21 protein-coding genes and 1 pseudogene are annotated in these 21,591 nt (G+C 59.0%); 14 read left to right on the top strand and 8 right to left on the bottom strand.

The genetic code is table 11. The features are described 5' to 3' along the window. Nucleotides 1-210 precede the first annotated feature (210 nt). The 4 genes from Q0Y02_RS02385 to rluB all read left to right on the top strand — a co-directional run bounded on the left by Q0Y02_RS02385 (nucleotide 211) and on the right by rluB (nucleotide 4,161). Nucleotides 211-1,425 carry a tryptophan--tRNA ligase gene (locus tag Q0Y02_RS02385; RefSeq protein WP_297763886.1) on the top strand — a complete coding sequence of 405 codons (1,215 nt, stop codon included), beginning with the start codon at nucleotides 211-213 and terminating at the stop codon, nucleotides 1,423-1,425. A gap of 63 nt (nucleotides 1,426-1,488) precedes the next feature. Continuing rightward, entirely contained in the window at nucleotides 1,489-2,391 is a 903-nt protein-coding gene (locus tag Q0Y02_RS02380; protein WP_232221967.1) for a ScpA family protein, read from the top strand. Between the two features lie 2 nt (nucleotides 2,392-2,393). Further along, a complete protein-coding gene (gene scpB, locus Q0Y02_RS02375) occupies nucleotides 2,394-3,323 on the top strand; it encodes an SMC-Scp complex subunit ScpB (RefSeq protein WP_297763883.1) in 930 nt (309 codons plus the stop codon). Continuing rightward, entirely contained in the window at nucleotides 3,316-4,161 is an 846-nt protein-coding gene (gene rluB, locus Q0Y02_RS02370; protein WP_035244382.1) for a 23S rRNA pseudouridine(2605) synthase RluB, read from the top strand. The genes scpB and rluB overlap by 8 nt, the downstream gene beginning before the upstream one ends. Nucleotides 4,162-4,239: 78 nt before the next feature. On the opposite strand, the gene Q0Y02_RS02365 is transcribed toward rluB, so the two are convergent. Then, entirely contained in the window at nucleotides 4,240-4,956 is a 717-nt protein-coding gene (locus Q0Y02_RS02365; protein ID WP_297763875.1) for a 16S rRNA (uracil(1498)-N(3))-methyltransferase, read from the bottom strand. A 269-nt stretch (nucleotides 4,957-5,225) separates the two neighbouring features. On the opposite strand from Q0Y02_RS02365, the gene Q0Y02_RS02360 reads away from it, so the two are divergent. The 3 genes from Q0Y02_RS02360 to Q0Y02_RS02350 all read left to right on the top strand — a co-directional run bounded on the left by Q0Y02_RS02360 (nucleotide 5,226) and on the right by Q0Y02_RS02350 (nucleotide 8,780). Next, entirely contained in the window at nucleotides 5,226-6,068 is an 843-nt protein-coding gene (locus Q0Y02_RS02360; RefSeq protein ID WP_297763872.1) for a MoxR family ATPase, read from the top strand. Between the two features lie 18 nt (nucleotides 6,069-6,086). Further along, nucleotides 6,087-7,265: a VWA domain-containing protein gene (locus Q0Y02_RS02355; RefSeq protein WP_297763869.1), complete on the top strand. Its 1,179-nt coding sequence runs from the start codon at nucleotides 6,087-6,089 to the stop codon at nucleotides 7,263-7,265. Nucleotides 7,266-7,556: 291 nt separating this feature from the next. Continuing rightward, the gene (locus tag Q0Y02_RS02350; RefSeq protein WP_297763866.1) at nucleotides 7,557-8,780 is read left to right on the top strand and encodes a hypothetical protein; all 1,224 of its coding nucleotides are present in this window, start codon (nucleotides 7,557-7,559) and stop codon (nucleotides 8,778-8,780) included. A gap of 84 nt (nucleotides 8,781-8,864) precedes the next feature. On the opposite strand, the gene Q0Y02_RS02345 is transcribed toward Q0Y02_RS02350, so the two are convergent. Next, entirely contained in the window at nucleotides 8,865-9,623 is a 759-nt protein-coding gene (locus Q0Y02_RS02345; protein ID WP_297763863.1) for a slipin family protein, read from the bottom strand. Beyond that, nucleotides 9,620-11,062, bottom strand: a complete 1,443-nt coding sequence (locus Q0Y02_RS02340; RefSeq protein WP_297763860.1) for a nodulation protein NfeD — start codon at nucleotides 11,060-11,062, stop codon at nucleotides 9,620-9,622. Before Q0Y02_RS02340 ends, Q0Y02_RS02345 begins: the two co-directional genes overlap by 4 nt. A 414-nt stretch (nucleotides 11,063-11,476) precedes the next feature. Here Q0Y02_RS02340 and Q0Y02_RS02335 point away from each other — a divergent pair, with 414 nt between their 5' ends. The 6 genes from Q0Y02_RS02335 to Q0Y02_RS02310 are packed head-to-tail and all read left to right on the top strand — an operon-like array spanning nucleotide 11,477 to nucleotide 19,009. Continuing rightward, on the top strand, nucleotides 11,477-11,893 hold the full coding sequence (locus tag Q0Y02_RS02335) for a BlaI/MecI/CopY family transcriptional regulator (RefSeq protein ID WP_297763857.1): 417 nt from the start codon (nucleotides 11,477-11,479) through the stop codon (nucleotides 11,891-11,893). Next, nucleotides 11,890-12,855: a M56 family metallopeptidase gene (locus tag Q0Y02_RS02330; protein WP_297763854.1), complete on the top strand. Its 966-nt coding sequence runs from the start codon at nucleotides 11,890-11,892 to the stop codon at nucleotides 12,853-12,855. Before Q0Y02_RS02335 ends, Q0Y02_RS02330 begins: the two co-directional genes overlap by 4 nt. A gap of 1 nt (nucleotide 12,856) precedes the next feature. Beyond that, complete coding sequence (locus tag Q0Y02_RS02325) at nucleotides 12,857-14,074, top strand: TolC family protein (protein WP_297763850.1); 1,218 nt, start codon at nucleotides 12,857-12,859, stop codon at nucleotides 14,072-14,074. Between the two features lie 2 nt (nucleotides 14,075-14,076). Then, nucleotides 14,077-14,397 carry a hypothetical protein gene (locus Q0Y02_RS02320; protein WP_297763847.1) on the top strand — a complete coding sequence of 107 codons (321 nt, stop codon included), beginning with the start codon at nucleotides 14,077-14,079 and terminating at the stop codon, nucleotides 14,395-14,397. Further along, on the top strand, nucleotides 14,369-15,904 hold the full coding sequence (locus Q0Y02_RS02315) for an efflux RND transporter periplasmic adaptor subunit (protein ID WP_297763845.1): 1,536 nt from the start codon (nucleotides 14,369-14,371) through the stop codon (nucleotides 15,902-15,904). The genes Q0Y02_RS02320 and Q0Y02_RS02315 overlap by 29 nt, the downstream gene beginning before the upstream one ends. Before the next feature lie 24 nt (nucleotides 15,905-15,928). Further along, a complete protein-coding gene (locus Q0Y02_RS02310) occupies nucleotides 15,929-19,009 on the top strand; it encodes an efflux RND transporter permease subunit (RefSeq protein WP_297763842.1) in 3,081 nt (1,026 codons plus the stop codon). An 8-nt stretch (nucleotides 19,010-19,017) separates the two neighbouring features. Here the strand turns inward: Q0Y02_RS02310 and Q0Y02_RS02305 are convergent, their stop codons facing one another. From Q0Y02_RS02305 to Q0Y02_RS16265, 3 genes are all read right to left on the bottom strand, one after another. Next, nucleotides 19,018-19,365: a DUF3147 family protein gene (locus Q0Y02_RS02305; protein ID WP_297763839.1), complete on the bottom strand. Its 348-nt coding sequence runs from the start codon at nucleotides 19,363-19,365 to the stop codon at nucleotides 19,018-19,020. Between the two features lie 190 nt (nucleotides 19,366-19,555). After that, on the bottom strand, nucleotides 19,556-19,807 hold the full coding sequence (locus Q0Y02_RS02300; RefSeq protein ID WP_031226830.1) for an AbrB/MazE/SpoVT family DNA-binding domain-containing protein: 252 nt from the start codon (nucleotides 19,805-19,807) through the stop codon (nucleotides 19,556-19,558). 74 nt (nucleotides 19,808-19,881) lie between these two features. Beyond that, the gene (locus Q0Y02_RS16265) at nucleotides 19,882-20,244 is read right to left on the bottom strand and encodes an SEC-C metal-binding domain-containing protein (RefSeq protein WP_011588652.1); all 363 of its coding nucleotides are present in this window, start codon (nucleotides 20,242-20,244) and stop codon (nucleotides 19,882-19,884) included. An 87-nt stretch (nucleotides 20,245-20,331) separates the two neighbouring features. Between Q0Y02_RS16265 and Q0Y02_RS02295 the strand changes: the two genes are divergently transcribed. Continuing rightward, nucleotides 20,332-20,547: a helix-turn-helix transcriptional regulator gene (locus Q0Y02_RS02295; protein WP_011588651.1), complete on the top strand. Its 216-nt coding sequence runs from the start codon at nucleotides 20,332-20,334 to the stop codon at nucleotides 20,545-20,547. Between the two features lie 309 nt (nucleotides 20,548-20,856). On the opposite strand, the gene lspA is transcribed toward Q0Y02_RS02295, so the two are convergent. Beyond that, nucleotides 20,857-21,369 carry a signal peptidase II gene (gene lspA, locus Q0Y02_RS02290; protein WP_297763829.1) on the bottom strand — a complete coding sequence of 171 codons (513 nt, stop codon included), beginning with the start codon at nucleotides 21,367-21,369 and terminating at the stop codon, nucleotides 20,857-20,859. 4 nt (nucleotides 21,370-21,373) lie between these two features. Then, a pseudogene (locus Q0Y02_RS02285) lies at nucleotides 21,374-21,591 on the bottom strand (sodium:proton antiporter); the annotation flags it as partial.

Genomic DNA, 21,591 nt, shown 5'->3' with positions numbered 1-21,591 from the left:
GTCGCCCTGGCTGGCTATGTTTTACCCAGAGTGCCGCAAAGGGCCTGCTTGCCACTGTCCCTGATACCCCGGTTCACCGTATAATCGCGGGCTTTCCCCCGCGTGATGCCCGTCGCATCGTGCGGCAGATCGGGTTTAGTGCGCTCCTGCCTGTGAGCAATACACAGCGGCGTGCGGGTATAACCCAAACAAGATTCTAAGGAGTAGGCTTTGAGTTCCGTGGTTCCTTCCCAGCGAGTTGTTTCCGGCATGCGTGCTACCGGCCGCCTGCATCTGGGTCATTACCATGGCGTGCTGAAAAACTGGGCGCGTCTGCAGCACGAGTATGAATGCTTTTTCTTTGTGGCAGACTGGCACGGACTCACCACCGAATACGAAAATCCACACAATATTGAACAGCATGTTTGGGATCTGGTTATTGACTGGCTGGCTGCCGGGGTGAACCCCGGCTCAGCCACTCTGTTTATCCAGAGCCAGGTGCCGGAGCACGCCGAACTGCATCTGCTGTTGTCCATGATGACGCCGCTGTCCTGGCTGGAACGGGTGCCCACCTATAAGGACCAGCAGGAAAAGCTGCGCGAGAAGGATTTGAGCACCTACGGTTTCCTGGGTTATCCGCTGCTGCAATCTGCCGACATCCTGGCTTACCGGGCCGGGCAAGTCCCTGTGGGCGCCGATCAGGTGGCGCATGTGGAACTTACCCGGGAAGTGGCGCGCCGCTTCAATCACCTCTATGGCCGGGAGCCGGGTTTCGAGGAAGCGGTGGATGCAGCCATCAAAAAGATGGGCAAGAAGCAGGCAAAGGTCTACCTGAATCATCGCCGCCAGTACCAGGAAAAGGGCGATGAAGCCTCCCTGGAGACTGCGCGCGCCTTGGTGGAAAGTCAGCAGAACATCACCCTGGGAGACAAGGAACGGTTGATGGGCGACCTGGAGGGCGGTGGCAAGGTAATCCTGCCCGAGCCCCAGGCGCTGCTCACTCCCGCCTCCAAGATGCCGGGGCTGGACGGGCAGAAAATGTCCAAGTCCTACGGCAACTTCATCACCATGCGTGAGGAAGAGGCAGATATCGACAGCAAGATTCGCCGTATGCCCACCGACCCGGCCCGGGTTCGCCGTACCGACCCGGGTAACCCGGATAACTGCCCGGTATGGCAGTTCCACATGGTCTATTCCGATGACAACACCCGCCAGTGGGTGAAAGAGGGCTGCACCAGCGCCGGTATCGGTTGTCTGGATTGCAAGAAGCCTATCATCGAGGCAGTCCAGGAAGAGCTGGAGCCGATCCGCAAGCGTGCCGAGGAGCATCTTCGCAACCCGGATCTGGTCCGCACTCTGGTCGCTGAAGGTTGCGAGGAAGCCCGCGAGGCTGCTCGCGCTACCCTGGAAGAAGTCCGCGCCGCCATGGGCCTCAATTACCGCTGAGGCGCCGTGGCGCACTCGGGAGAGAAGATGACTGAACCGGCAGAACCTGCAGTCACACCTATAATGAAGCCGCTGCATCCCAGTCAGGCAGAGATGCCCTTTGGCTTGATGTATGGCAAGGCGATCACAAAGCTGCCGGACGACCTGTACATACCGCCCGATGCCCTGGAAGTCTTCCTGGAAGCCTTTGAGGGCCCGCTGGACCTGCTGCTGTACCTGATCAAACGACAGAACCTGGACATTCTCGACATCCCGGTCTCCACCATCACCACTCAGTACATGGAGTACGTGGAGTTGATGAAGGCGATGAACTTCGAGCTGGCAGCGGAATACCTGGTGATGGCCGCCATGCTCGGAGAGATCAAGTCGCGCATGCTGCTGCCTCGCCAGAAAGAGGACGAGGAAGACGAAGAACATGATCCGCGTGCAGAGCTGATTCGTCGTCTGCAGGAATACGAGCGCTTCAAGCAGGCAGCAGAAGACATCGACCAGCTGCCGCGCCTGGAAAGGGATATTTTTCCGGCAGAAGCCAAGCGGCCAGAGTTTACCCGGGAAAAGGCGCAGCCTGATGTGGACATGCGTGAGCTGCTGCTGGCCTTGAAGGAGGTCATGCACCGGGCCGATATGTTCGAGAGCCATCAGGTGTCACGTGAAAAGCTGTCTACCCGGGAGCGTATGGCCAATGTGCTGGACAAGCTCAAGGGCCGGGACTTTGTGCCCTTCGTGGAGCTTTTCACCCCTGAAGAAGGCCGGCTTGGCGTCGTGGTCACCTTTCTGGCCACGCTTGAGCTGGTCAAGGGCAGCCTGATTGAGCTGGTACAGAACGGGCCCTTCGCTCCCATTCATGTGAAAGCGAAGACCCTGGTGCTGGAAGAATCTGATGTGCTGGCCCAACTTGAACTGGAAGACGAACCCGATGACGGCGTGGATGATGAACCCGATGCCCATGACGGAACCGAGGGGTAGCTGTGGAAGCTGAACAGATAAAAAGAATCATTGAGGCTGCCATTCTGGTCGCGGAAGGACCGCTTGACCGGGATGCACTGCAGGCGCTTTTTGATGAGGAAGATCGCCCCAGCAAGCAGGATCTGGGCAAATATCTGGAAGAGATCGGTGAGGCCTACACTGACCGGGGCATCTTTCTTAAAGAAGTGGCTTCTGGTTTTCGTTTCCAGGCTCGCCCGGAACTGGGCCAGTGGGTCAGCCGCCTGTGGCAGGAAAAGCCCCCCCGATACAGTAGGGCCATTCTGGAAACCCTGGCACTGATCGCCTATCGCCAGCCCATTACCCGTGGCGAAATCGAAGAAATTCGTGGTGTTTCAGTAAGCTCTCATATCGTTAAAAGCCTGCTGGAGAGAAACTGGGTACGCGTGGTTGGGCACCGGGATGTGCCGGGCCGGCCGGCCATGTTTGCCACCACCAAGCAGTTTCTCGACTATTTCGATCTGAAGAGCCTGGAGGACCTGCCATCGCTGTCCGAGATCCGCGACCTGGACAAGATCAATGAAGAGCTGGCACTCAGCGATGTGCCGCCCGCCAAAGCGGGCCCGGGCGACATGGATGAGGCGCCGGAAGGTGAAGATGGCCATGGTCTGCTCGACGATGAGCGTGAACAGCGCCTGCCAGGCGACCAGGAAGCCTTCCCGGGTCTGGAGCAGGAACCGGAAATTGATGATGACACCTTGATGAGCATGGACAAGGTGGATTCGGTGTTATCCGGCTTCGAGCAGGAATTCCGCCGCAAACCGGCTGCCGACAAGGATAAGCAGGCAGCCGTTGCTATCGATGAAAGTGTGGCCGAAGAGGCCGAGACGGCTGACAATAGCCCCAATGACGCTGACGGCGAGGATGCCGCTGCGGAAAATAGTGCAGAGGACAGCCAGACACGTCATGACTGAAACTGAAAAATTGCAGAAAGTGCTGGCGCGAGCCGGACTGGGCTCCCGCCGGGAGCTGGAGAAATGGATTGCTGATGGCCGGGTTTCGGTCAACGGCGCGGTGGCAACCCTGGGTGACCGGGTTGGCAGCGAAGACACCCTACGCGTAGATGGCAGGATTATTAAAGTGAAGGCGGAAGAAGAAATCGTTCAGCGCGTGATCATGTACCACAAGCCACCCGGCGAAGTGTGCTCCCGAAACGATCCGGAAGGGCGCGCCACGGTGTTTGATAACCTGCCGCGACTGCAGGGCATGCGCTGGGTACAGGTAGGGCGTCTGGACATCAATACCACCGGCCTGCTGTTGTTCACCACCGATGGTGAGCTTGCCCACCGCCTCATGCATCCATCCAACGGTTTCGTGCGAGAGTACGCCGTGCGTGTGCGTGGCGGTATGACCCCGGAAAAGCGTCAGGCCATGCTCGATGGCGTGCTGTTGGAAGATGGTGTCTCCAAATTCGACAGCATCGAAGATGCCGGCGGCGCGGAAGAGGGCGCCAACCACTGGTACAAGGTGACACTGACCGGGGGCAAATACCGGGAAGTGCGCCGTCTGTTCCAGTCTCAGGATCTGGATGTGGCGCGCCTGATGCGGATCCGCTTCGGCGATCTGACCTTGCCGCCCCAGTTGCGTCAGGGCCGCTGGATGGAGCTTGAGCCCGAACAGATTCAGGCCCTGATCGGCAAGGTGGAGCTCAAGGGCAAGAAATACACCGGCCTCTACGGCCGCGCCCGCCTGCGCCACCAGCGCGCTGGCAGCAAGCCGCCTCGCAAGGCTCGCGGCCCTTACCGCCGTTAAGTCTCTTCTCTAGGAGCGCCTCTTGAGGCGCGAATCCCCGGATCGTGGCAATCGCGGTTCGTGGCTCGAGCGCCGCTCCTACGGAAGCCTCATGACACGTCCCACCAGGGCCGGCAGTGCCGTCTCCACCCTCAGAATCCGCGCCCCGAAACTGTGGCAGGCAAACCCGTGTCGCTGCAGCATCTCTACTTCGTAATCGGTCCAGCCACCCTCAGGGCCGATGGCCAGGGTCACAGGCTCGGTGAGATCGCCCGGCATGGGCGGGTAATCGCCCGGATGGGCGAGGATACGTTGGCCCGGGCCGGCCCAGGCGTTCAGGTTATCTTCCACGAAGGGTCTGAAACGCGGGGCGAGAACCAGCTCCGGCAGGGTGGTGTCACGGGCCTGCTCCAGTCCCAGCAGCATTTTTTCGCGGAGCAAGTCGGCTTTCAGGTTGGGGGTTTGCCAGTAGCTCTTGTCCACCTTCCAGCTATTGATCAGCACGATGCGCTTGATGCCAAGGCTGGTCGCGTCAATCAGAATCCGCTTGAGCATCTTGGGGCGCGGCAGCGCCAGCAGCAGGGAAAGTGGCAGAGGAGGGGAGGGGCGAGAATCCTCTTTAAATAAAACATGTATCTCATTGTTTTCTATTGATTCTATCTGCGCTTTTCCCATGCCGTCACCAACGATCCCGGCCCGGCAGCTACCCCCTTCCGCCAATCCCAGAATGTCGCGCACATGGCGGCACTGGCGCTCGTCCAGACGCCAGAGATTGCCATGAAGATGTTGATGAGGGTGCAGCAGCAGCAGATTCATGGGGCCGATTATGGCACAGCCTGCCCGGGAATCCGCGCTCAAATCCTCACAGCAAAGTGACGTAAATCGCTGTTTACTTGGCTGTTCTCGCCCTTTGCCGGGTGGCGCAGCCTTGCTAAATTGCCTGCATTAAGCCTTACCCGCTGCAGGAGCCTGCCTGTAGTGAGGGTGGAGATTGGCCCGCGGGTAACTGGCGGCCTCTTCGGGCCGCTGGTAGAGTGTGCCGCCCGTTCACCCGTTCGATTAACTGTTCAAGTGTGGAGAGTTTCATGCAGTTTCAGGGTACTGACCAATATGTGGCCACCGACGACCTGAAAATGGCCGTTAACGCAGCGATCGCCCTCAAGCGCCCGTTGCTGATCAAGGGTGAGCCGGGTACCGGCAAGACCCTGTTGGCAGAACAGGTGGCCGAGTCCCTGGGCCTGCCGCTGCTGTCCTGGAATATCAAATCCACCACCAAGGCCCAGCAGGGGCTGTACGAGTACGATGCAGTATCACGCCTGCGTGACTCACAGCTCGGCGCCGAAGGGGTGGAAGATGTGGGCAATTACCTGAAAAAAGGCAAGCTGTGGGAAGCCTTCACCCATGAAGGGCAGGTAGTGCTGCTGATCGACGAGATCGACAAGGCCGACATCGAGTTCCCCAATGATCTACTGCAGGAACTGGATCGCATGGAATTCTTCGTCTACGAGACCGGGGAAACCATCCGCGCCGAGCAGCGCCCGATCGTGATCATTACCTCCAACAACGAGAAAGAGCTGCCCGATGCTTTCCTGCGTCGCTGCTTTTTCCATTACATCAACTTCCCCGATGCCCAGACCATGCAGGCCATCGTGGATGTGCATTTCCCGGAGATCAAAAAGAACCTGGTCACCGAGGCCCTGGAAATCTTCTTCGACCTGCGCAAAGTGCCCGGCCTGAAGAAAAAGCCATCCACCAGCGAGTTGATCGACTGGCTCAAGCTGCTCATGGCTGACGATATTCCGGCGGACATCCTGCGCAACCGCGACACCAAAAGCGCGGTGCCGCCGCTCTACGGTGCGCTGCTGAAGAACGAGTCGGACGTACAACTGCTTGAGCGCCTGGCGTTCATGAACCGTCGCGAAAGCTAACCGCAACGCTGGCTGATTATGCTGATTGGTTTCTTCGAAAATCTGCGCCGTTACCGGGTTCCGGTGACTCTGCGCGAACTGCTGGATCTCTTTGATGCGCTGCAGGCCCACGTGGCCTTCGGCTCCATCGAGGATTTCTATCTGCTCAGCCGGGCGGTAATGGTCAAGGACGAAAAGTTCTACGACCGCTTCGACCAGGCCTTTGCCAACTACTTCGAAGGGCTGGAAAACCTGGAGCCGGACTGGCTTAACAAGGTGATCCCGGACGAGTGGCTGCGCAAGGAGCTGGAGAAGAACCTGAGCCCGGAAGAGTTCGAGAAGCTCAAGGGCCTGGGTAGCCTGGAAAAGATCATGGACGAGCTGCGCAAGCGGCTCGAAGAGCAGGAAAAGCGCCACCAGGGCGGCAACAAGTGGGTCGGCACCGGCGGCACCAGCCCCTTTGGTGGCTATGGCGCTAACCCGGAAGGGGTGCGCATGGTCGGGCCATCGCGCAACAAGCGGGCGGTAAAAGTCTGGGAAAAGCGCGAATTCCGCAACCTGGACGATTCCGTGGAGCTAGGCACGCGTAACATCAAGCTGGCCATGCGTCGCCTGCGTAAGTTTGCCCGTACCGGTCGCGATGAAGAGCTGGATATGGATGACACCATCCGCTCCACCGCCCGCAACGCCGGTCTGCTCGACATCAAGATGCGTCCGCAGAAGGAAAACCGCGTCAAGGTGCTGATCTTCTTTGATGTAGGTGGCTCCATGGACCCCTACATCAAACTCTGTGAAGAGCTGTTCTCCGCCGCCCGGATGGAGTTCAAGCACATGGAATATTTCTACTTCCATAACTTCATCTACGAGTATGTGTGGAAGGACAATCGCCGTCGCTGGGACGAGAAGATTTCCACCTGGGACGTGCTGCATAAATACGGCAGTGACTACAAGGTGATCTTCGTGGGCGATGCGGCCATGAGCCCCTACGAAGTGAACTCCGTGGGCGGCAGCGTGGAGCACTGGAACGAAGAGGCCGGCGCTGTCTGGTTCCAGCGCGTCATGGAAACCTACGAGAAAGTGGCCTGGCTAAACCCGGAGCCGGAGCGCGCCTGGCAGATGACCACCTCCACCCAGTGGATCAAGCAGCTCAGCGAGCACAAGATGTATCCGCTCACCATCGAAGGCCTGGAAAAGGCCATGCGTCACCTGAGCAAATAAGCCTTTTTGTAGGAGGCTGCCTGCCGCCGAACCGGGTTGGGAAGGTTCGGCCGCAGGCAATTTATTCTCCACGCTCCTTCAGGCACAAAAATCTGCATTCCGCTCGTCCGCCCACCCTCGAATTTTGCCGCACTAAACATTTCGTCTAGTAGCGAACAACGCCTGATATCCGTATTCTCCGCGCCTTTCGCGTTTCACGCCCCGGACAGCCCATAAGGCACACAACCCCGGGACGCCGAAGCAAAAAGATGAACGCCCACCGTGATCCGGTGGACTTCAGGAGAGATTTCCATGTCCAGGGTGCGAACCACCATCTGGGCGACCGTTTTCAGCAGTACCGTACTGGCCACAACAGGCCTGTACGCGGACACCACGCAGTCTGAAATCCGTCGTCTTCAACAGGAGCTGGATCAGCTCAAGGCCAACCTGACCCAGGATGCGCCAACCCATACCCCCTCAAACCCCGTGCAATGGCCCGGCTTCGCCGTGTTCGGCAAGGTCAGCGTGGATGCCATCTACGATGACAAGAACGCAGGGCTTAATGATCTGCTGATCCCGAGCACTATCCCTGCCGGCGACACCCATCAGCAGAATTTTGAGTTGCATGGCAAGAACAGTCAGCTGGGCCTGCGAGTGGGCGAGGGCAGTGGGCCTAATGCAGTGTTTGCAGTGGATCTGTTCGGCAGCATCGACGGTTACGATCTGCGGGTACGCGATTTCTATTTTGAATACGGCGCTCTACGTGCCGGCTACGGCTATACCGCCTTGCTGGATGGTGCGGCCTGGCCGCTGACCCTGGATTCCCAGGGCCCCAACAGCGCCATCTTTGCCCGCCAGACGGGCGTGCGCTGGCAGGGCGAACATCTGACCTTGGCTGTGGAAGACCCCAATCCGGAAGTCTATGACCCGGATAACCTGAGCAGCGCCAGTGGCCGCCGCCCTGACGTCATCGCCGCCTGGAATCAGCCCCATGGCCGTGGTCACGTGCGGACCGCGCTGGTGAACCGGGAAATAGGGGTGGAATTTGCCAATGGCGACCAGCAATACGCCAGCGCTACCGGCGGTGTTGTCAGTGGCACCCTGGCGATGACCGACAGCCTGACTCTGCTGGCCAGTGCCAGCTACGGCGAGGCCATGGGGCATTATTATAATGACCTGTCAGGCTTCGCTGATGCCGGTATGGATGGCTACGTCTTTGCTACCGATGGACTGAAGCCGCTTCTGGCTCAAGGCGGCTATCTGGCCGGGCAGTGGCAGTTCCGTCCGGACTGGACACTGGCCATTGTCGGCGGCGAAATCACCCTGGAAAAGGACGCCGAGCTACCCGGGAATGCCATGCGTCGCACCCGCTACGGCACCTTGAGCCTGATTCGCCAGCACGATAACAGCCTCAGTTATGGGGCAGAGCTGGCATACGGCATGCGCGACAACCAGGCAGGGGATCGCAGCGAAGCGCCACGGGTGCAGTTAAACCTGACTTATCGCTTTGAACATACTCACAACCGCGATCACTGATCAATGCGAAAGCGTAAAGAGCAGAATGGGCTCTTTACGCTTTTCTCAAAAGTGAACCCGAGCGGCATTGGCGTTCTTTGGCGCTTATTGTTCGTGGCCTCCACGGCTGGTGAAGCTTTCAATCAAATCCATGGGGAGCGGGAAAACAATCGTGCTGGAGCGCTCGTTGGCTACCTCGGTCAATGTCTGCAGGTAACGTAATTGCAGCGCCTGGGGCTGCTCCGAAAGCGTTTTCGCTGCTTCCAGCAGCACCTGAGACGCTTCCTTTTCACCATTGGCATGAATCACCTTGGCGCGGCGGATACGTTCCGCCTCGGCCTGACGGGCGATCACCCGCACCATGCCTTCATCCAGATCCACGTGCTTGATCTCTACATTGGTGACCTTGATGCCCCAGTTGTCGGTCTGCTCGTCGAGGATTTCCTGAATGTCGCTGTTCAGTTCATCCCGTGAGGCGAGCATTTCGTCCAGTTCGTGCTTGCCCAGTACCGAGCGCAGGGTGGTCTGGGACAACTGGCTGGTGGCGGCGTAGAAGTCCTCCACATTGATGACCGCTTTCTCGGCGTCCAGCACCCGGAAATACAACACGGCATTCACCTTTACCGAGACGTTATCCCGGGAGATCACATCCTGGGTGGGCACATCCAGTACCCGGATGCGCAGGTCCACCTTCACCATCTGCTGGATCAGCGGCACCACCAGGATCAGCCCGGGGCCTTTCACCCGGTAGTAGCGGCCCAGCATGAAGATCACCCCGCGCTCGTATTCACGCAGAATGCGGAACATGCTGATCACAAAGCCGACGACAATAATCGCCAGCGACAACCAGAAATAGGGGGTCATGATGTCTCCTCCTTGTCGTCCGGTTTCACATCCAGCATCAGGTCGCTACGGTTGGTGACCTGTAGCAACTGGCCCCGGCGTACCGGCTGCTGACTGCGTGCATGCCAGATTTCTCCGAGCACCCGCACCTGGCCGTTGTCTTCAAAATCATCCAGCGCTACGGCGGTTTGCCCGACCAGGGTGTCGGCCCCGGTAACCGGGGGGCCCTCGTGGGCTTTCACCGCCAGCCGTACAAACAGGCCCACCAGCAACAGCGAGCCCACCCCCACCGCGGCAATCACTGGCAGGGCAATACGGAAAGCGGGCAGGTCAGTATCCATCAGCATGATCGAGCCGATCACGAAAGCGATAACCCCACCGATACCGAATACCCCGAAACTTGGTGATATGGCTTCCAGAGCCACCAGCACCGCACCCAGCAAGATAAGCCCCAGGCCCACGTAGCTCACCGGTAACATCTGCAGAGCGTAAAGCGCCAGCAACAGGCAGATGGCACCGAGTACGCCCGGCACGCCCATGCCAGGGTTGGAAAATTCCAGTACCAGCCCATAAATTCCCATCAGCAGCAGCAAGTAGGCAATACTGGGATCGGTAATAATGGCCAGAAAATCCGTGCGCCAGTCCCGCTCCACCTGATGCAATTGCGCATCAGCCAAAGCCAGGCTGACCGCTTGATCGCCCCAGCTCAGTGCTTGTCCATCCAGCTGAGCAAGCAGGTCATTGAGGTCCGTCGCTTTCAGATCAATCACGCCTTTCGCCAGGGCATCGCTGGATGACAGGCTCACCGCTTCGCGTACCGCTTTTTCTGCCCAGTCCGCATTGCGGTCTCGCAATTCCGCCAGGCCACGGATATAGGCCACTGCATCATTCGCCCGCTTGCGATGCAGGGCCGAGGCACTATCCGGGCTGGCGGCAGCACTCTCTTCGTTTTCACTCTCATCATCGGGCGAGGAGGGCGAGGGCAGACCGCCACCCCCACCGATTTGCACCGGCGTTGCTGCGCCCAGATTGGTGGCAGGGGCCATGGCGGCAATATGAGAGGCATAGAGAATATAGGTGCCCGCACTGGCCGCTCGGCTGCCACTGGGTGATACATAGGTGGCAACCGGAACCCGACTGTCGAGAATCCCCCGAATCATGTCGCGCATGGCGCTATCCAGCCCGCCAGGTGTATTCAGCTGCAACACAAACAACGTCGCAGAAGCCTTATTGGCTTCTTCCAGGGAGCGAACAAACCAGTCACTGAGTGCCGGCCCGATTGGGCCGTCCAGGGTCATTACCCAGACAGAAGCGGAAGCAGGAGAGGGGGCGGGAGAGGGTGAGTCCTGGGCGGGTGACGCCGGAGCCAGCAGGAACAACAACGCCAGCAACACACAAAGGAACACCCTGGCCGCAAGCCTGTGGCCATGATGCGGTGTGCTTTGATATTCACGGCCCATGAGAGCGCTCCCTTGGCCATCTATCTAGCCCCATGAAAGCCCATCTCACGGGCATCTATCAAGCCCCTACGTGGTAGCCGCAGTTAAGGCCGGTAAGGCTGGCAGACACCATGAATCGACAAGCGTCGTTATCATTTACCAGAGTTCAACGCCAAAGGGCCTGACGAGCAGCCCGAGAACCACAAAGCAGCCCACACTGCAGCCCATGGAAACGAGAAAACTCCTAACGGTCCGGCATGATGGTGCACAGGTCGATGGCGTGGGCAAAAGTTGCTCCAAGTGGACGATCAAGCGGTTAGTAATATTGCGACCTGAAGCAAGAAGCTGAGTAGTAACGAGCATAAAACCGATTGACGCTCGGTTTTGTGCTCGTTACTGTTCAGGTCACTGCATCGCTGGATTCGCACCCTGCCCATGAAAAAACACACCCCACCAGCATCTCACTCCGTCCCCGCACTGGGGGAGCTCGAGCTGACTGTCCTGAATCTGCTCTGGGAAAATCCCGGCCTGTCACCGAAAGACGTCCATGCCAGGGTCGGGACGGAAAGGGGCATCTCCGTTAATACCGTGCAGTCCACCCTGGATCGTCTCTACAAGAAACAGCTCCTCACCCGAGAGAAGCAGGGTTACGCCTATCACTACACGGCCATTGTCGAGCGCGACAGCCTTATCGCCAACATGATCAGTGATGTGATGGGGCGGTTTCAGCTTGATGGCGCCGCTTCTATCGCGGCGTTTGTGCAGGCCACAGAGTCCCTCGCGGATGAGGACCTGGCGCGCCTGGAAGAAGAAATCCGAGCGCGCCGGGCCCAGTCCGGGGGCAAGCAATGACCGCCATGGTGGTGCTTGATACCGTCTTTCCTGCTGCCATGATCGGCTGGTTGCTCAGCCAGGTTCTTGGTGTGGTAATCGCAAAGTGGCTGACTCCTTCAGGCATCGCTCCCCGGATACGTCAGCAGCGAATCCTGATGGTGGCGTTTTCCGCTGTCTTGCTGCCACTGGTGATGATAGCGGCCATCCTGGCGGCGAACCTGTTCCCGTCCTCGGAATGGATGGCCAGCCATTGTGGCACCCATAGCCATGATCATATTCATGCCTGCTTGAATTCCGCCGAACAGGGCGCACTGCCTGCCTGGCAGGGTGCCGTTGCCTTGCTGGCCCTCGTTATGGTCATGGTGTCCCTGTTCCGTACGCTGTTAACGGAACGGCGCCTGCAGCAGCGGCTGCAGGCACTGATAACACTGTCCAATGGGCAGGGTAGATTCCGCCGTTTGCAGGACACGCGGGCAGTGGCGCTGGCGGTGGGTGGCAGCGAGCCAGCGGTACTCCTTTCCTCCGGCCTGCTTAACAGCCTGAATCCTCACCAGCGACGCATTGTGCTGGCCCACGAAAGTGCCCATTTGCGCCACGGCGACCCACTCCGAAATCGTCTTGTGGTGCTGCTTTTGGCGCTTTTTGTTCCTCCATTGGCAAAGCGTCTGCGGACAGCGTGGGAGAATGCGCTGGAAGAAGCGGCCGACGATGCCGTTACCCAGCGATTTGATCGATTCGACGTGGCAGAAACGCTGCTGCGGGTACTGAGTCTCCAGCAACTTCATTTGAAGGGGGCTCAGTCGGTAAACAGCGGGGACACCCAAACCCGCATCCAGCGCCTGATTTCACCCCATCAAGCAGATCCCACAACACGCCGCTGGTTCGAGTGGACCTGTCTGCTGGCACTGCCTGCCATGCTGGTTGCGGTGCTGGTTCAGCATCATGCCATCGAGACACTGCTGAGCTGGCTGGGAGCCTGAGATGCGAATCATACCGCTGCTGGCTATTAGTACTGCCGGGCTCCTGCTGGCCTTCCCGACCCCGGCGCTGGCCTTGAACGAGGGGGATGCCGTCAAGCAGGCATTACGCAATAGCACCTTTCAGCAAACCCTGTCCGCCAGAGAGCAACAAGCACAAGGGGAAAGCCGCGCCACTGGCCGCTGGTTCAACCCGGAGATCAGCTATGAGCGCGAAAGTCTGGATGTGCCCGGCGGGGAAAGCCGCGAAACCACACTGTCGCTGAGTCAGCGCTTTAATCTGGCGGGCATCAAACGCCTGGAGCGGGCTGCAGCGCGCCACCATGTGGATGCCGAGGCCGCGCGGACCACCCTGTTAAAGCGCGAAAGAGTGGCGCAAACCCGTGCGGCATTTTATCAGGCGCTGATGGCGGAACAGCACTATGCCCGGCTGGATGCGCTGTATAGCGACCTGAATCAACTCAGTAGCTCTATTCAGGCCCGGGCGGAAGCCGGGGACGCGTCCCGCTATGACGCCATGCGCATTGGCCGGGAAGTGGCCATTTATGCGGGCCGCCGCCTGCAGCTGGGCAGTCATCTCCAGGCGGAAAAAGGCCGCCTTGAAGTGCTCACTGGCGCAGATATTTCCTCTCTTGAGGGCGAACTTTTGCCCCGAAACGACGTTACTCCTTCAGAAGAAGCCGATCTGGCGTTACACCCCTTGATTGCCGCCTACGATGCCCAAGTAAGCCGCGCCAGTACCCAGGCCACGGCGGCGGGTCGCCAGCGCTGGCCTGACATGACATTGAGCCTGGGCCGCAAGGACGTGGATGAGCCGGGCTTCGAAACGGACGGCCATGTGGTGGCATTGGGCATGGAGCTGCCCATCGGCAGTAATGGCAAGCACCAGGCGGCGGCAAGCCGTTCCAGGGCCGACTTGCTGGAGGCGGAACGCCAACTTGCGGTTCAGCAATTGCAGGCAGAGCACACTGCGTATATCGAGCAGTTCCAGGCAAATAAACGCGCCAGTGAAACCCTGGCTCGCCATGGCGGTGACAGTGATGCCAGCGAGGAGGGCGCCTTGGTGACCACTGCCCGCGCTGCCTACAACGCCGGTGAAATCAGCATCATGGCACTGCTGGATGCCTACCGCGCGGATTATGAATTACAGGAACGCAGGTTGGAGCACGCTCTGGCTGCACGACAGGCTTACATCCAATGGCAACAACTGACGGGGAAATAACCATGCAAAAAATCAACGGCATCTGGCGTCCGGTAGTGCTGGCTGGCCTGTTCGCGGTACTGGCCGCCTGTGGGCAGGACCATGACGGCGATCATGGCCACGCCCACGAAGGCGATGCAGCCCATGCCCATGACGGAGAACATGCCCACGATAGCGCGCCGGAAACCGAAGCGTTCTATCCGGGAGACGACGCAGCCTCCTCAGATACAGCTTCCGATGAGCAAGCCAGCGATGCCACCGATTCCGAAGAGACCATGGAAGCGAGTCCGCAAACCGATGACCACGGTCACGCCCATGGCGACGACGAACCCCATGCGCACTAAGTCCTGTGTTCTTGGCATCCTGATGCTGGCGCTGGTGGGCTGCGACAGCCCCCAGCCCGGCAACGGCGATGCCGGGCATCGTGCCGAGCTGTCCTATACCCACTACACCGACGCCAGCGAATTGTTCGTTGAATTCCCGGCCCTGGTCGCAGGCCAGCCCTCCCGGTTTATTGCGCACTTTACGCGCCTGGCAGATCACCAGCCGGTGACTGAGGGCAGGGTGGATGTGGTGCTGCGCAGGGATGGTGACATCGTGGCCGGCTTTCGGGTCAGCAGCCCCACCCGGGACGGGCTTTTTACACCGGTGGTGACGCCCAAATCGGCGGGAGATTTCGATCTTGCCGTGATACTCCATACCGGCAACGGCAAGGTCACCCACGAACTGGGTCCGGTGACAGTATTTGCCGATGCGACAGCGGTGAACATCAACCAGGCCGCCGTGGAAGGGGAAATCAGTTTCCAGAAAGAGCAGCAGTGGCAATCGGATTTTGCCTCTGTACCCGCCAAGCCCCGACCCATGAGACCGTCGGCGCCCGGTTTTGCCACGGTCATGGCGCCTGCCGATGGCGGGGCGGATATTCCTGCCCCCGGCGATGGCTATTTTTCCAGCCAGGGTCTGGCCAGGGCCGGGCAACAGGTGGAAGCCGGAGAGACGTTGGGTTACCTGATTCCCCGTCTCGGTACCGGTGCCGACCTGGGGGAATCCCGGGTTGCCTTTGAGCGGGCTCGCAGCGCATTGGCGCTGGCAAAGGCCGACGTTCAACGGTTAACGCCGCTGTTTGAACAAGGCGCGATCCCTCGCCGTCGCCTGGATGAGGCGCAGCAAAGCCTGCGGGTCGCTCAGGCAGAATTCCAGGCGGCACAGTCCCGTTTGACACAGACACAGACGGGCGCCGAGGCATCCGGGCTGGCGCTGCGCGCCCCGGTGTCCGGCGAAGTCATCGACGTGCAGGCCCGGCCCGGGGCCTTCGTGCGCGCCGGCGAACGGGTCTTCCGCATTGCCACGCCCACACGGCGTTGGCTGCAGGTGCGGGTGCCGGAGCATTATGCCGATCAGCTCCATGCCACCAGCGGCGCCTGGTTTGACCACCCGGTAGCGGGAACTCAAATTCTGGACGGCACCACCGGTGCCCGTGTGGTGCAGGTCAGTGCATCGGTGGAGCCGAAAAGCCGCACGGCCTCGGTGACCCTGGAATACCCGAGAGAAACCGGGCCGGATCTGGTGGGCAGCCGTTTTGCGGCCCACCTCTTCACCCGCCCCGCAGAGCCCCGGCTGGCAGTGCCCCGCAGTGCCCTGGTGGACGATGGCGGCCGCCAGGTGGTGTTCATCCACAGTGGCGGCGAAACCTTCGCCCGGCGGGAAGTGCAAACCGGCATCGTCGATGGTGACTGGATAGAAATCGTTTCCGGGCTGAGTGCCGGGGAGCGGGTTGTCTCCCAGGGTGCCTGGTCCGTTCGTCTGGCTGCCAGTGGTGGCGACGACATCGGTCACGGTCACGCCCACTAAGCCCTTACCGCCCCAGGATTGCTCATGATAGATCAGATAATTCGCTGGTCGCTGCACAACCGTTTGCTGGTGCTGGCGACATCCCTTGGCCTGCTGTTGTGGGGTGGCTGGGCGGCACTGAAAACGCCCATTGATGTGTTCCCGGATCTCACTGCGCCTTCGGTGACCATTGTGGCGGAAGCCCACGGCATGCCGCCGGAGGATGTGGAAGCGCTGGTTACCATCCCCATCGAGAGCGCCATGAACGGGGCTGTGGGGGTGCGCCGGGTGCGCTCCAATACCGGTGTGGGCAACAGCGTGGTGATTGTCGAATTCGAGTGGGGCACGGACATCTATCTGGCCCGCCAGATCGTCTCCGAAAAACTGCAGGGGGCCATGTCCAGCCTGCCACCGGACCTGCCACCGCCCCAGCTGGCGCCGGTATCCTCGGTGATGGGTGAAATCCTGTTTATTGCCCTGCATTCGTCTGTCCATGACGAAATGACCCTGAAAACCGCCGCCGACTGGACCATTCGCCGCCGCCTGCTGGCGGTGCCCGGGGTCGCCGAGGTGATTCCCTTCGGCGGGGAAACCCGCCAATTCCAGGTGATCGCCAATCCCGAGCGGCTGGCGGCTTACGAGGTGACCCTCACAGAGCTGGCCGATGCGGTGCGTGACGCCAGCCGCAATGCGGCGGCGGGTTTCATCACCCACAACAACCAGGAATTTCTTATCCAGGGACTGGGCCGGGCCCGGGATCTGGACGCGGTGGGCGCCTCGGTGGTCACACGCCGTGATGGCATGCCAGTGCTGGTCCGGGATCTGGCTCGGGTCAGCATTGGCCCGGCGCCGCGCCGGGGCACGGCAGCCTATAACGGGGATGCGGCGGTGGTCATCGGCATTCAGAAACAGCCCAACGCCAACACCCTGGCGCTAACCGGGAAGCTCGATACGGTACTGGCAGATCTGCAGGACTCCCTGCCGGATGGCATGGTGATCGAGACCCGGGTGTTCCGGCAGGCCGACTTCATCAATACGGCCGTGTCCAACCTCAGCAAGGCACTGCGTGACGGGGCCATCCTGGTGGTGGTGATCATGTTTGCCTTCCTGCTGAGCGGCAGGGCCACCGCCATTGCCTTGCTGGCGATCCCGCTGTCATTGCTGGTGGCGATCCTGGTGATCCGCTGGATGGGCGGCACCATCAACACCATGACCCTGGGCGGCATGGCCATCGCGCTGGGGGCGCTGGTGGATGACGCCATCATCGTGGTGGAAAACATCATTCGCCGGCTGCGCGAAAACAAACAGGCCGGCACTGACCGGGACCGGGCCCTGCAGGTGATTTTCAAGGCCACCCGGGAAATCGAAGGCTCCATTGTTTTTGCTACCCTGATCATCATTCTGGTGTTCCTGCCGATCTTCTTCCTGGCCGGGGTGGAAGGGCGTCTGCTGGCGCCCCTGGGCCTCGCCTATGTGGTCGCCCTGGGCGCCTCTTTGCTGGTGGCGCTGACCGTGACGCCGGTGCTATGTCTGTTCTGGCTACCCGGTTCCAAGGCCATCGATAGCGGCCATGACACCCGCTTTATCATCTGGCTGAAAGCCCACTATCGAAGTTGGCTGGACAAGGCGCTTGGCAGCCCGAAGTCAGTGCTCGGCGGCGCTGTCATCTTGTTGGTGGTATCGCTGGGCTCGCTGGGCTTTGCCGGCCGTGCCTTCCTGCCGGCCTTTAACGAAGGCAGCCTGACGGTCAGCGCCGTGACCCTGCCCGGCACCTCCCTGGCAATGTCCGACCAGATTGGCAGCCGGGTGGAGAAAATCCTGCTGGCCCAGCCCGAGGTACGCACCACGGCGCGCAGGACGGGCAGGGCAGAGCTGGACCCCCATGCCCAGCAGGTGTTCGCGTCGGAAATCGAGGCCTCGCTGGTCATGGGCGAGCGCAGCAAGGAAGCCCTGCTTGAGGCGCTACGCCACGATTTCTCCGCCGTCCGCGGCGTCAATATTGTCATTGGTCAGCCCATTTCTCACCGGATCGATCACATGCTTTCCGGTACCCGCGCCAACATCGCCATCAAGCTGTTCGGCGAAGACCTGTATGAATTGCGCCGTCTGGGCAAGCAAACCGAGGCACTGGTGAAACAGGTGCCCGGGGCGGTGGATGTGGCCATGGATCAACAAAGTGAGATTCCCTTTGTGACAGTGCGTTTTGATCGGGCTGCCATGGCCAACTACGGCGTTAGCGCCGCCGAAGCGGCGGAATTGCTGGAGGGCGCCTTCACCGGCATTACCGCCGGCCAGATTCGCGAAGGGCTGGCCAGTTTCGATCTGGTTGTCAGGCTGCCCGAGTCGGCGGGCCGGGATATCGACTCGTTACGGCAAACCCTGATCAACCTGCCGGATGGCTCCGTGCTGCCGTTTGAGGCGCTGGCAGAGATTCGGCAGAGCAGGGGAGCCAACACCATCAGCCGTGAAAACGTGCAACGGAACCTGGTGGTCATGGCCAATGTGGCGGAGCGCGACCTGATCAGCGTGGTGGAGGATATCCGTGTGATTCTGGATGAGCAGCTGGAATTGCCCACCGGCTACCATCTGGACTTCGGCGGTCAGTTTGAAAGCGCCCAGGCGGCCAATACCCGCCTGATGCTTCTTGGTGCCGTGGTGATTGCCGGCATTTTCCTGCTGCTGATGACGGCATTCGGCTCTGCCAGGGATGCCGGCCTGGTGATGATCAACCTGCCCCTGGCGCTGATTGGCGGTGTCGTGGGGGTCTGGCTCACGGAAGGCATTATCAATATTGCAGTGGTGATCGGCTTTATCACCCTGTTTGGCATCGCCACCCGCAACGGGGTCATCCTGATCGACCACATCCGCCGGCTGATGAGTGAGCACAAGCTGGACCTTGAAAGCGCAATCCGTCAGGGCGCTGAAGAACGCCTGGTACCCATCCTGATGACCGCCCTGGCCACGGCACTGGCCCTGGTGCCGCTGGCCATGGCCGGCGGGGAGCCCGGCAGTGAAATCCAGGCGCCCATGGCGGTGGTGATTCTCTGGGGGCTGATCAGCTCGACTGCACTGAATATGCTGGTGGTGCCGGTTGCCTATCGGTGGCTGGGGGAACGCCCGGGTTAAGTCTGGTGCTACCAGAGCTCGATGCCGAAAGGCCGGACCAGTAGTCCGAGTACCACAAAGCAGCCAATCGTGAGCAGCACACTGCAGCCCATGGAAACGAGAAATCCCCAGCGATCCAGCAGGAACGGAAACAGGGCAAACATGGGTAGCGTCGGGATGACGTACCAGAAGGTGTACCAGGCGTGGTTGCCGATTTTCTCCACGGGCTGATTCCCCATATAGAGCCAGAACATGGCAAGCAGGGTTACCAATGGCAAGGCACCGATCAGGGCGCCCAGTCTGTCGCTGTGTCGAGCAACTTCAGAGATCAGCACGACCAGCGCAGCGGTAATGAGATATTTGAGGTAGAGGGGCATGCGGATTTCCCTTTGGTTTGGTTGCTCCTGAAGTATCCCGTTATAGTAGCAATTACTCTATTTACCATGTATGCACACCAAGTGGTGTATTTTATTATGATAATCAATCGGGTAGCACGAATGCCGTGTCAACTGTGCGCGACGCAACCGCTGCATCCCTGTTACATTATTGGTGGCGCCGGGCAGGGGATCACAAAATCTCTTTACCGACCGGACCATCGCTAAGCCACTCGCGGTCTTCCTCGCTCAGTGCGGTATTCTCTGGTGTACAAGCTGCCAACATCTCTTCCAAGGTCGGCATGGGCTTTGGGCGAATGATCAACTGCTCATCAGTCAGTTCCATATCAACGATACTTCCCACATCAAGACCAAGATGCTGCAAGACAGTTTTAGGGACTCGAAGTCCTGCGCCATTACTAATTTTCTGCACTTTCAATTTCATAAGCACCTCACACATTGGGTGTAACCTCAATTTAAATAGATAAATCACCCGTAACAACCATGTGGTAGTGATGGTCAAGAATTTAGCCATGCAATATATAGAGGTTCGGCCACGGACAAATAACTATGGATCTTCTGTTGTTTGGCGATTGCAATGATTTCACTGTGTGTGCACAAATGATCGGACAGAGGCTCAAATAGAGGGTGCCGGCGATCAATCCCTGATAAATAGCGATTAGCCCACTCCTCAAGTCGCTGGAACTCCTTGCTGTTTTCGTCGGGCGAGCCAATTGTGTCTGGAATAATCTGGTTCAATAACGCATATACCTGCCCTTGGTTCGTGGCGTGCAGCTCTGCTTCCTGCCTTGGCAAGCAGCACTTCTTGTATTTAACCCCGCTACCACATGGGCATGGCGCATTTCTTTGCAGGTGAGACATTCTCCACCCAAACGGAAAATGGGTATTATAGTCCGTGGATGCTCAGGCATCAAAAAATGATAGTTCTCACTTTTAGGTGAGACTTCCATGAGCAATGCTCGTCTTCAGGCATTTGGCGCAAAGGTTAGAGCAATGCGAAAGCAGAAAGGCCTATCCCAAGAGGAGCTTGCAAGTTTAGCAGGCTTGGACCGCAGCTATATGGGTCACATTGAGCGTGGCGAAAAGAACATTACTCTGCTCAAAATCTACCAGATTAGCGACGCTCTCTCGCTTCCTGCTGCTATTTTTCTAACCGATGAATGATATTCCTATCATGTAGAACCGGTATCAGGCTTTAATTCACTATTTTCGTTCAAGCGGTTTTGTGTCGTCAGGAAGTTGTAGGGGGGAGGGGAGGTTGAATTCATTCTCCAAGAACTCATCTAGCCGCTGCGCGATACGGAAGGCCTCCGCATTCTCCGATCGCTTGCCTTCAAGGTTTTAGACCTGGCAAATGAACTTGCGATGGACTATCTACAGGATGACCCGCTTGCCGGGTCTGAGCAAAACACGATAAGAAGCCCACGCTTAGCGAACCGCACATTCTTCCCAATGGCGTTCATAGCTGTAACGTCAGCCTTGCCTATCTGGGTTTGTATTGGTGTTTGTTTTTTCGCCCAACAAACTGCCGGAAACGAAAAGCAAGGCACCGGTGACAATAGCAATATCAGCCAGATTAAAGGCCGGCCAGTGCCAGTCCCGCCAATAGAAATCAAAGGAATCCACAACGTAGCCGCGAAATATTCGGTCAATCAGGTTGCCCATGGCGCCACCGAGGATAAGACTGTAAGCGAAGGCTTCTCCTTTATGACGATTTTCAAGAATCAGCTTGATCAGGAAAATCGAGACCACCACCGCGATTCCGATTAAAAAATAGCGCTGCCAGCCTCCGCCATTCGCAAAAAGACTGAATGCGGCACCGGTGTTCCATACGTGCACCCAGTTAAAGAACGGGGTCGCTGAAATAGACTCGCCATAGGCCATTGATTGCTGCACCAGCCACTTTGCAGCCTGATCTGACGCTGCCAGCAGGCTCGATATGGAAAACAGGGCATACGACGAGTGCTTGTTGCCAATAATGAGCAATTATTTAACCCTTCAACGCCAGAATACGCCTGGCCCCGTTAAGTACAATGACTCCCGATATGGTGCCGATAATCAGATCCGGATAATTGGACCCGGTCCACGCGACCAGGGCGCCGGCGGTGATGACCCCCAGGTTGATCACCACGTCGTTGGCCGAGAATATCCAGCTTGCCTTCATGTGCGCCCCGCCTTCCCGATGTTTGGATATGAGCAGCAGACAAC

It is taken from the genome of uncultured Alcanivorax sp., assembly GCF_947258575.1.
Taxonomy (GTDB): Bacteria; Pseudomonadota; Gammaproteobacteria; order Pseudomonadales; family Alcanivoracaceae; genus Alcanivorax.
The sequence above is the reverse complement of the archived record's forward strand: the minus strand, read 5'-3'. Positions and strand labels throughout refer to the sequence as shown.

What these genes read in the sequence shown, in the direction of transcription:
- Q0Y02_RS02380 (WP_232221967.1), top strand. Translation starts at nt 1,489, where the DNA reads ATGAAGCCGCTGCATCCCAGTCAGGCAGAGATGCCCTTTGGCTTGATG.
- rluB (WP_035244382.1), top strand. Translation starts at nt 3,316, where the DNA reads ATGACTGAAACTGAAAAATTGCAGAAAGTGCTGGCGCGAGCCGGACTG.
- Q0Y02_RS02365 (WP_297763875.1), bottom strand. Translation starts at nt 4,956, where the DNA reads ATGAATCTGCTGCTGCTGCACCCTCATCAACATCTTCATGGCAATCTC.
- Q0Y02_RS02360 (WP_297763872.1), top strand. Translation starts at nt 5,226, where the DNA reads ATGCAGTTTCAGGGTACTGACCAATATGTGGCCACCGACGACCTGAAA.
- Q0Y02_RS02355 (WP_297763869.1), top strand. Translation starts at nt 6,087, where the DNA reads ATGCTGATTGGTTTCTTCGAAAATCTGCGCCGTTACCGGGTTCCGGTG.
- Q0Y02_RS02350 (WP_297763866.1), top strand. Translation starts at nt 7,557, where the DNA reads ATGTCCAGGGTGCGAACCACCATCTGGGCGACCGTTTTCAGCAGTACC.
- Q0Y02_RS02345 (WP_297763863.1), bottom strand. Translation starts at nt 9,623, where the DNA reads ATGACCCCCTATTTCTGGTTGTCGCTGGCGATTATTGTCGTCGGCTTT.
- Q0Y02_RS02340 (WP_297763860.1), bottom strand. Translation starts at nt 11,062, where the DNA reads ATGGGCCGTGAATATCAAAGCACACCGCATCATGGCCACAGGCTTGCG.
- Q0Y02_RS02335 (WP_297763857.1), top strand. Translation starts at nt 11,477, where the DNA reads ATGAAAAAACACACCCCACCAGCATCTCACTCCGTCCCCGCACTGGGG.
- Q0Y02_RS02330 (WP_297763854.1), top strand. Translation starts at nt 11,890, where the DNA reads ATGACCGCCATGGTGGTGCTTGATACCGTCTTTCCTGCTGCCATGATC.
- Q0Y02_RS02325 (WP_297763850.1), top strand. Translation starts at nt 12,857, where the DNA reads ATGCGAATCATACCGCTGCTGGCTATTAGTACTGCCGGGCTCCTGCTG.
- Q0Y02_RS02320 (WP_297763847.1), top strand. Translation starts at nt 14,077, where the DNA reads ATGCAAAAAATCAACGGCATCTGGCGTCCGGTAGTGCTGGCTGGCCTG.
- Q0Y02_RS02315 (WP_297763845.1), top strand. Translation starts at nt 14,369, where the DNA reads ATGGCGACGACGAACCCCATGCGCACTAAGTCCTGTGTTCTTGGCATC.
- Q0Y02_RS02310 (WP_297763842.1), top strand. Translation starts at nt 15,929, where the DNA reads ATGATAGATCAGATAATTCGCTGGTCGCTGCACAACCGTTTGCTGGTG.
- Q0Y02_RS02305 (WP_297763839.1), bottom strand. Translation starts at nt 19,365, where the DNA reads ATGCCCCTCTACCTCAAATATCTCATTACCGCTGCGCTGGTCGTGCTG.
- Q0Y02_RS02300 (WP_031226830.1), bottom strand. Translation starts at nt 19,807, where the DNA reads ATGAAATTGAAAGTGCAGAAAATTAGTAATGGCGCAGGACTTCGAGTC.
- Q0Y02_RS16265 (WP_011588652.1), bottom strand. Translation starts at nt 20,244, where the DNA reads ATGTCTCACCTGCAAAGAAATGCGCCATGCCCATGTGGTAGCGGGGTT.
- Q0Y02_RS02295 (WP_011588651.1), top strand. Translation starts at nt 20,332, where the DNA reads ATGAGCAATGCTCGTCTTCAGGCATTTGGCGCAAAGGTTAGAGCAATG.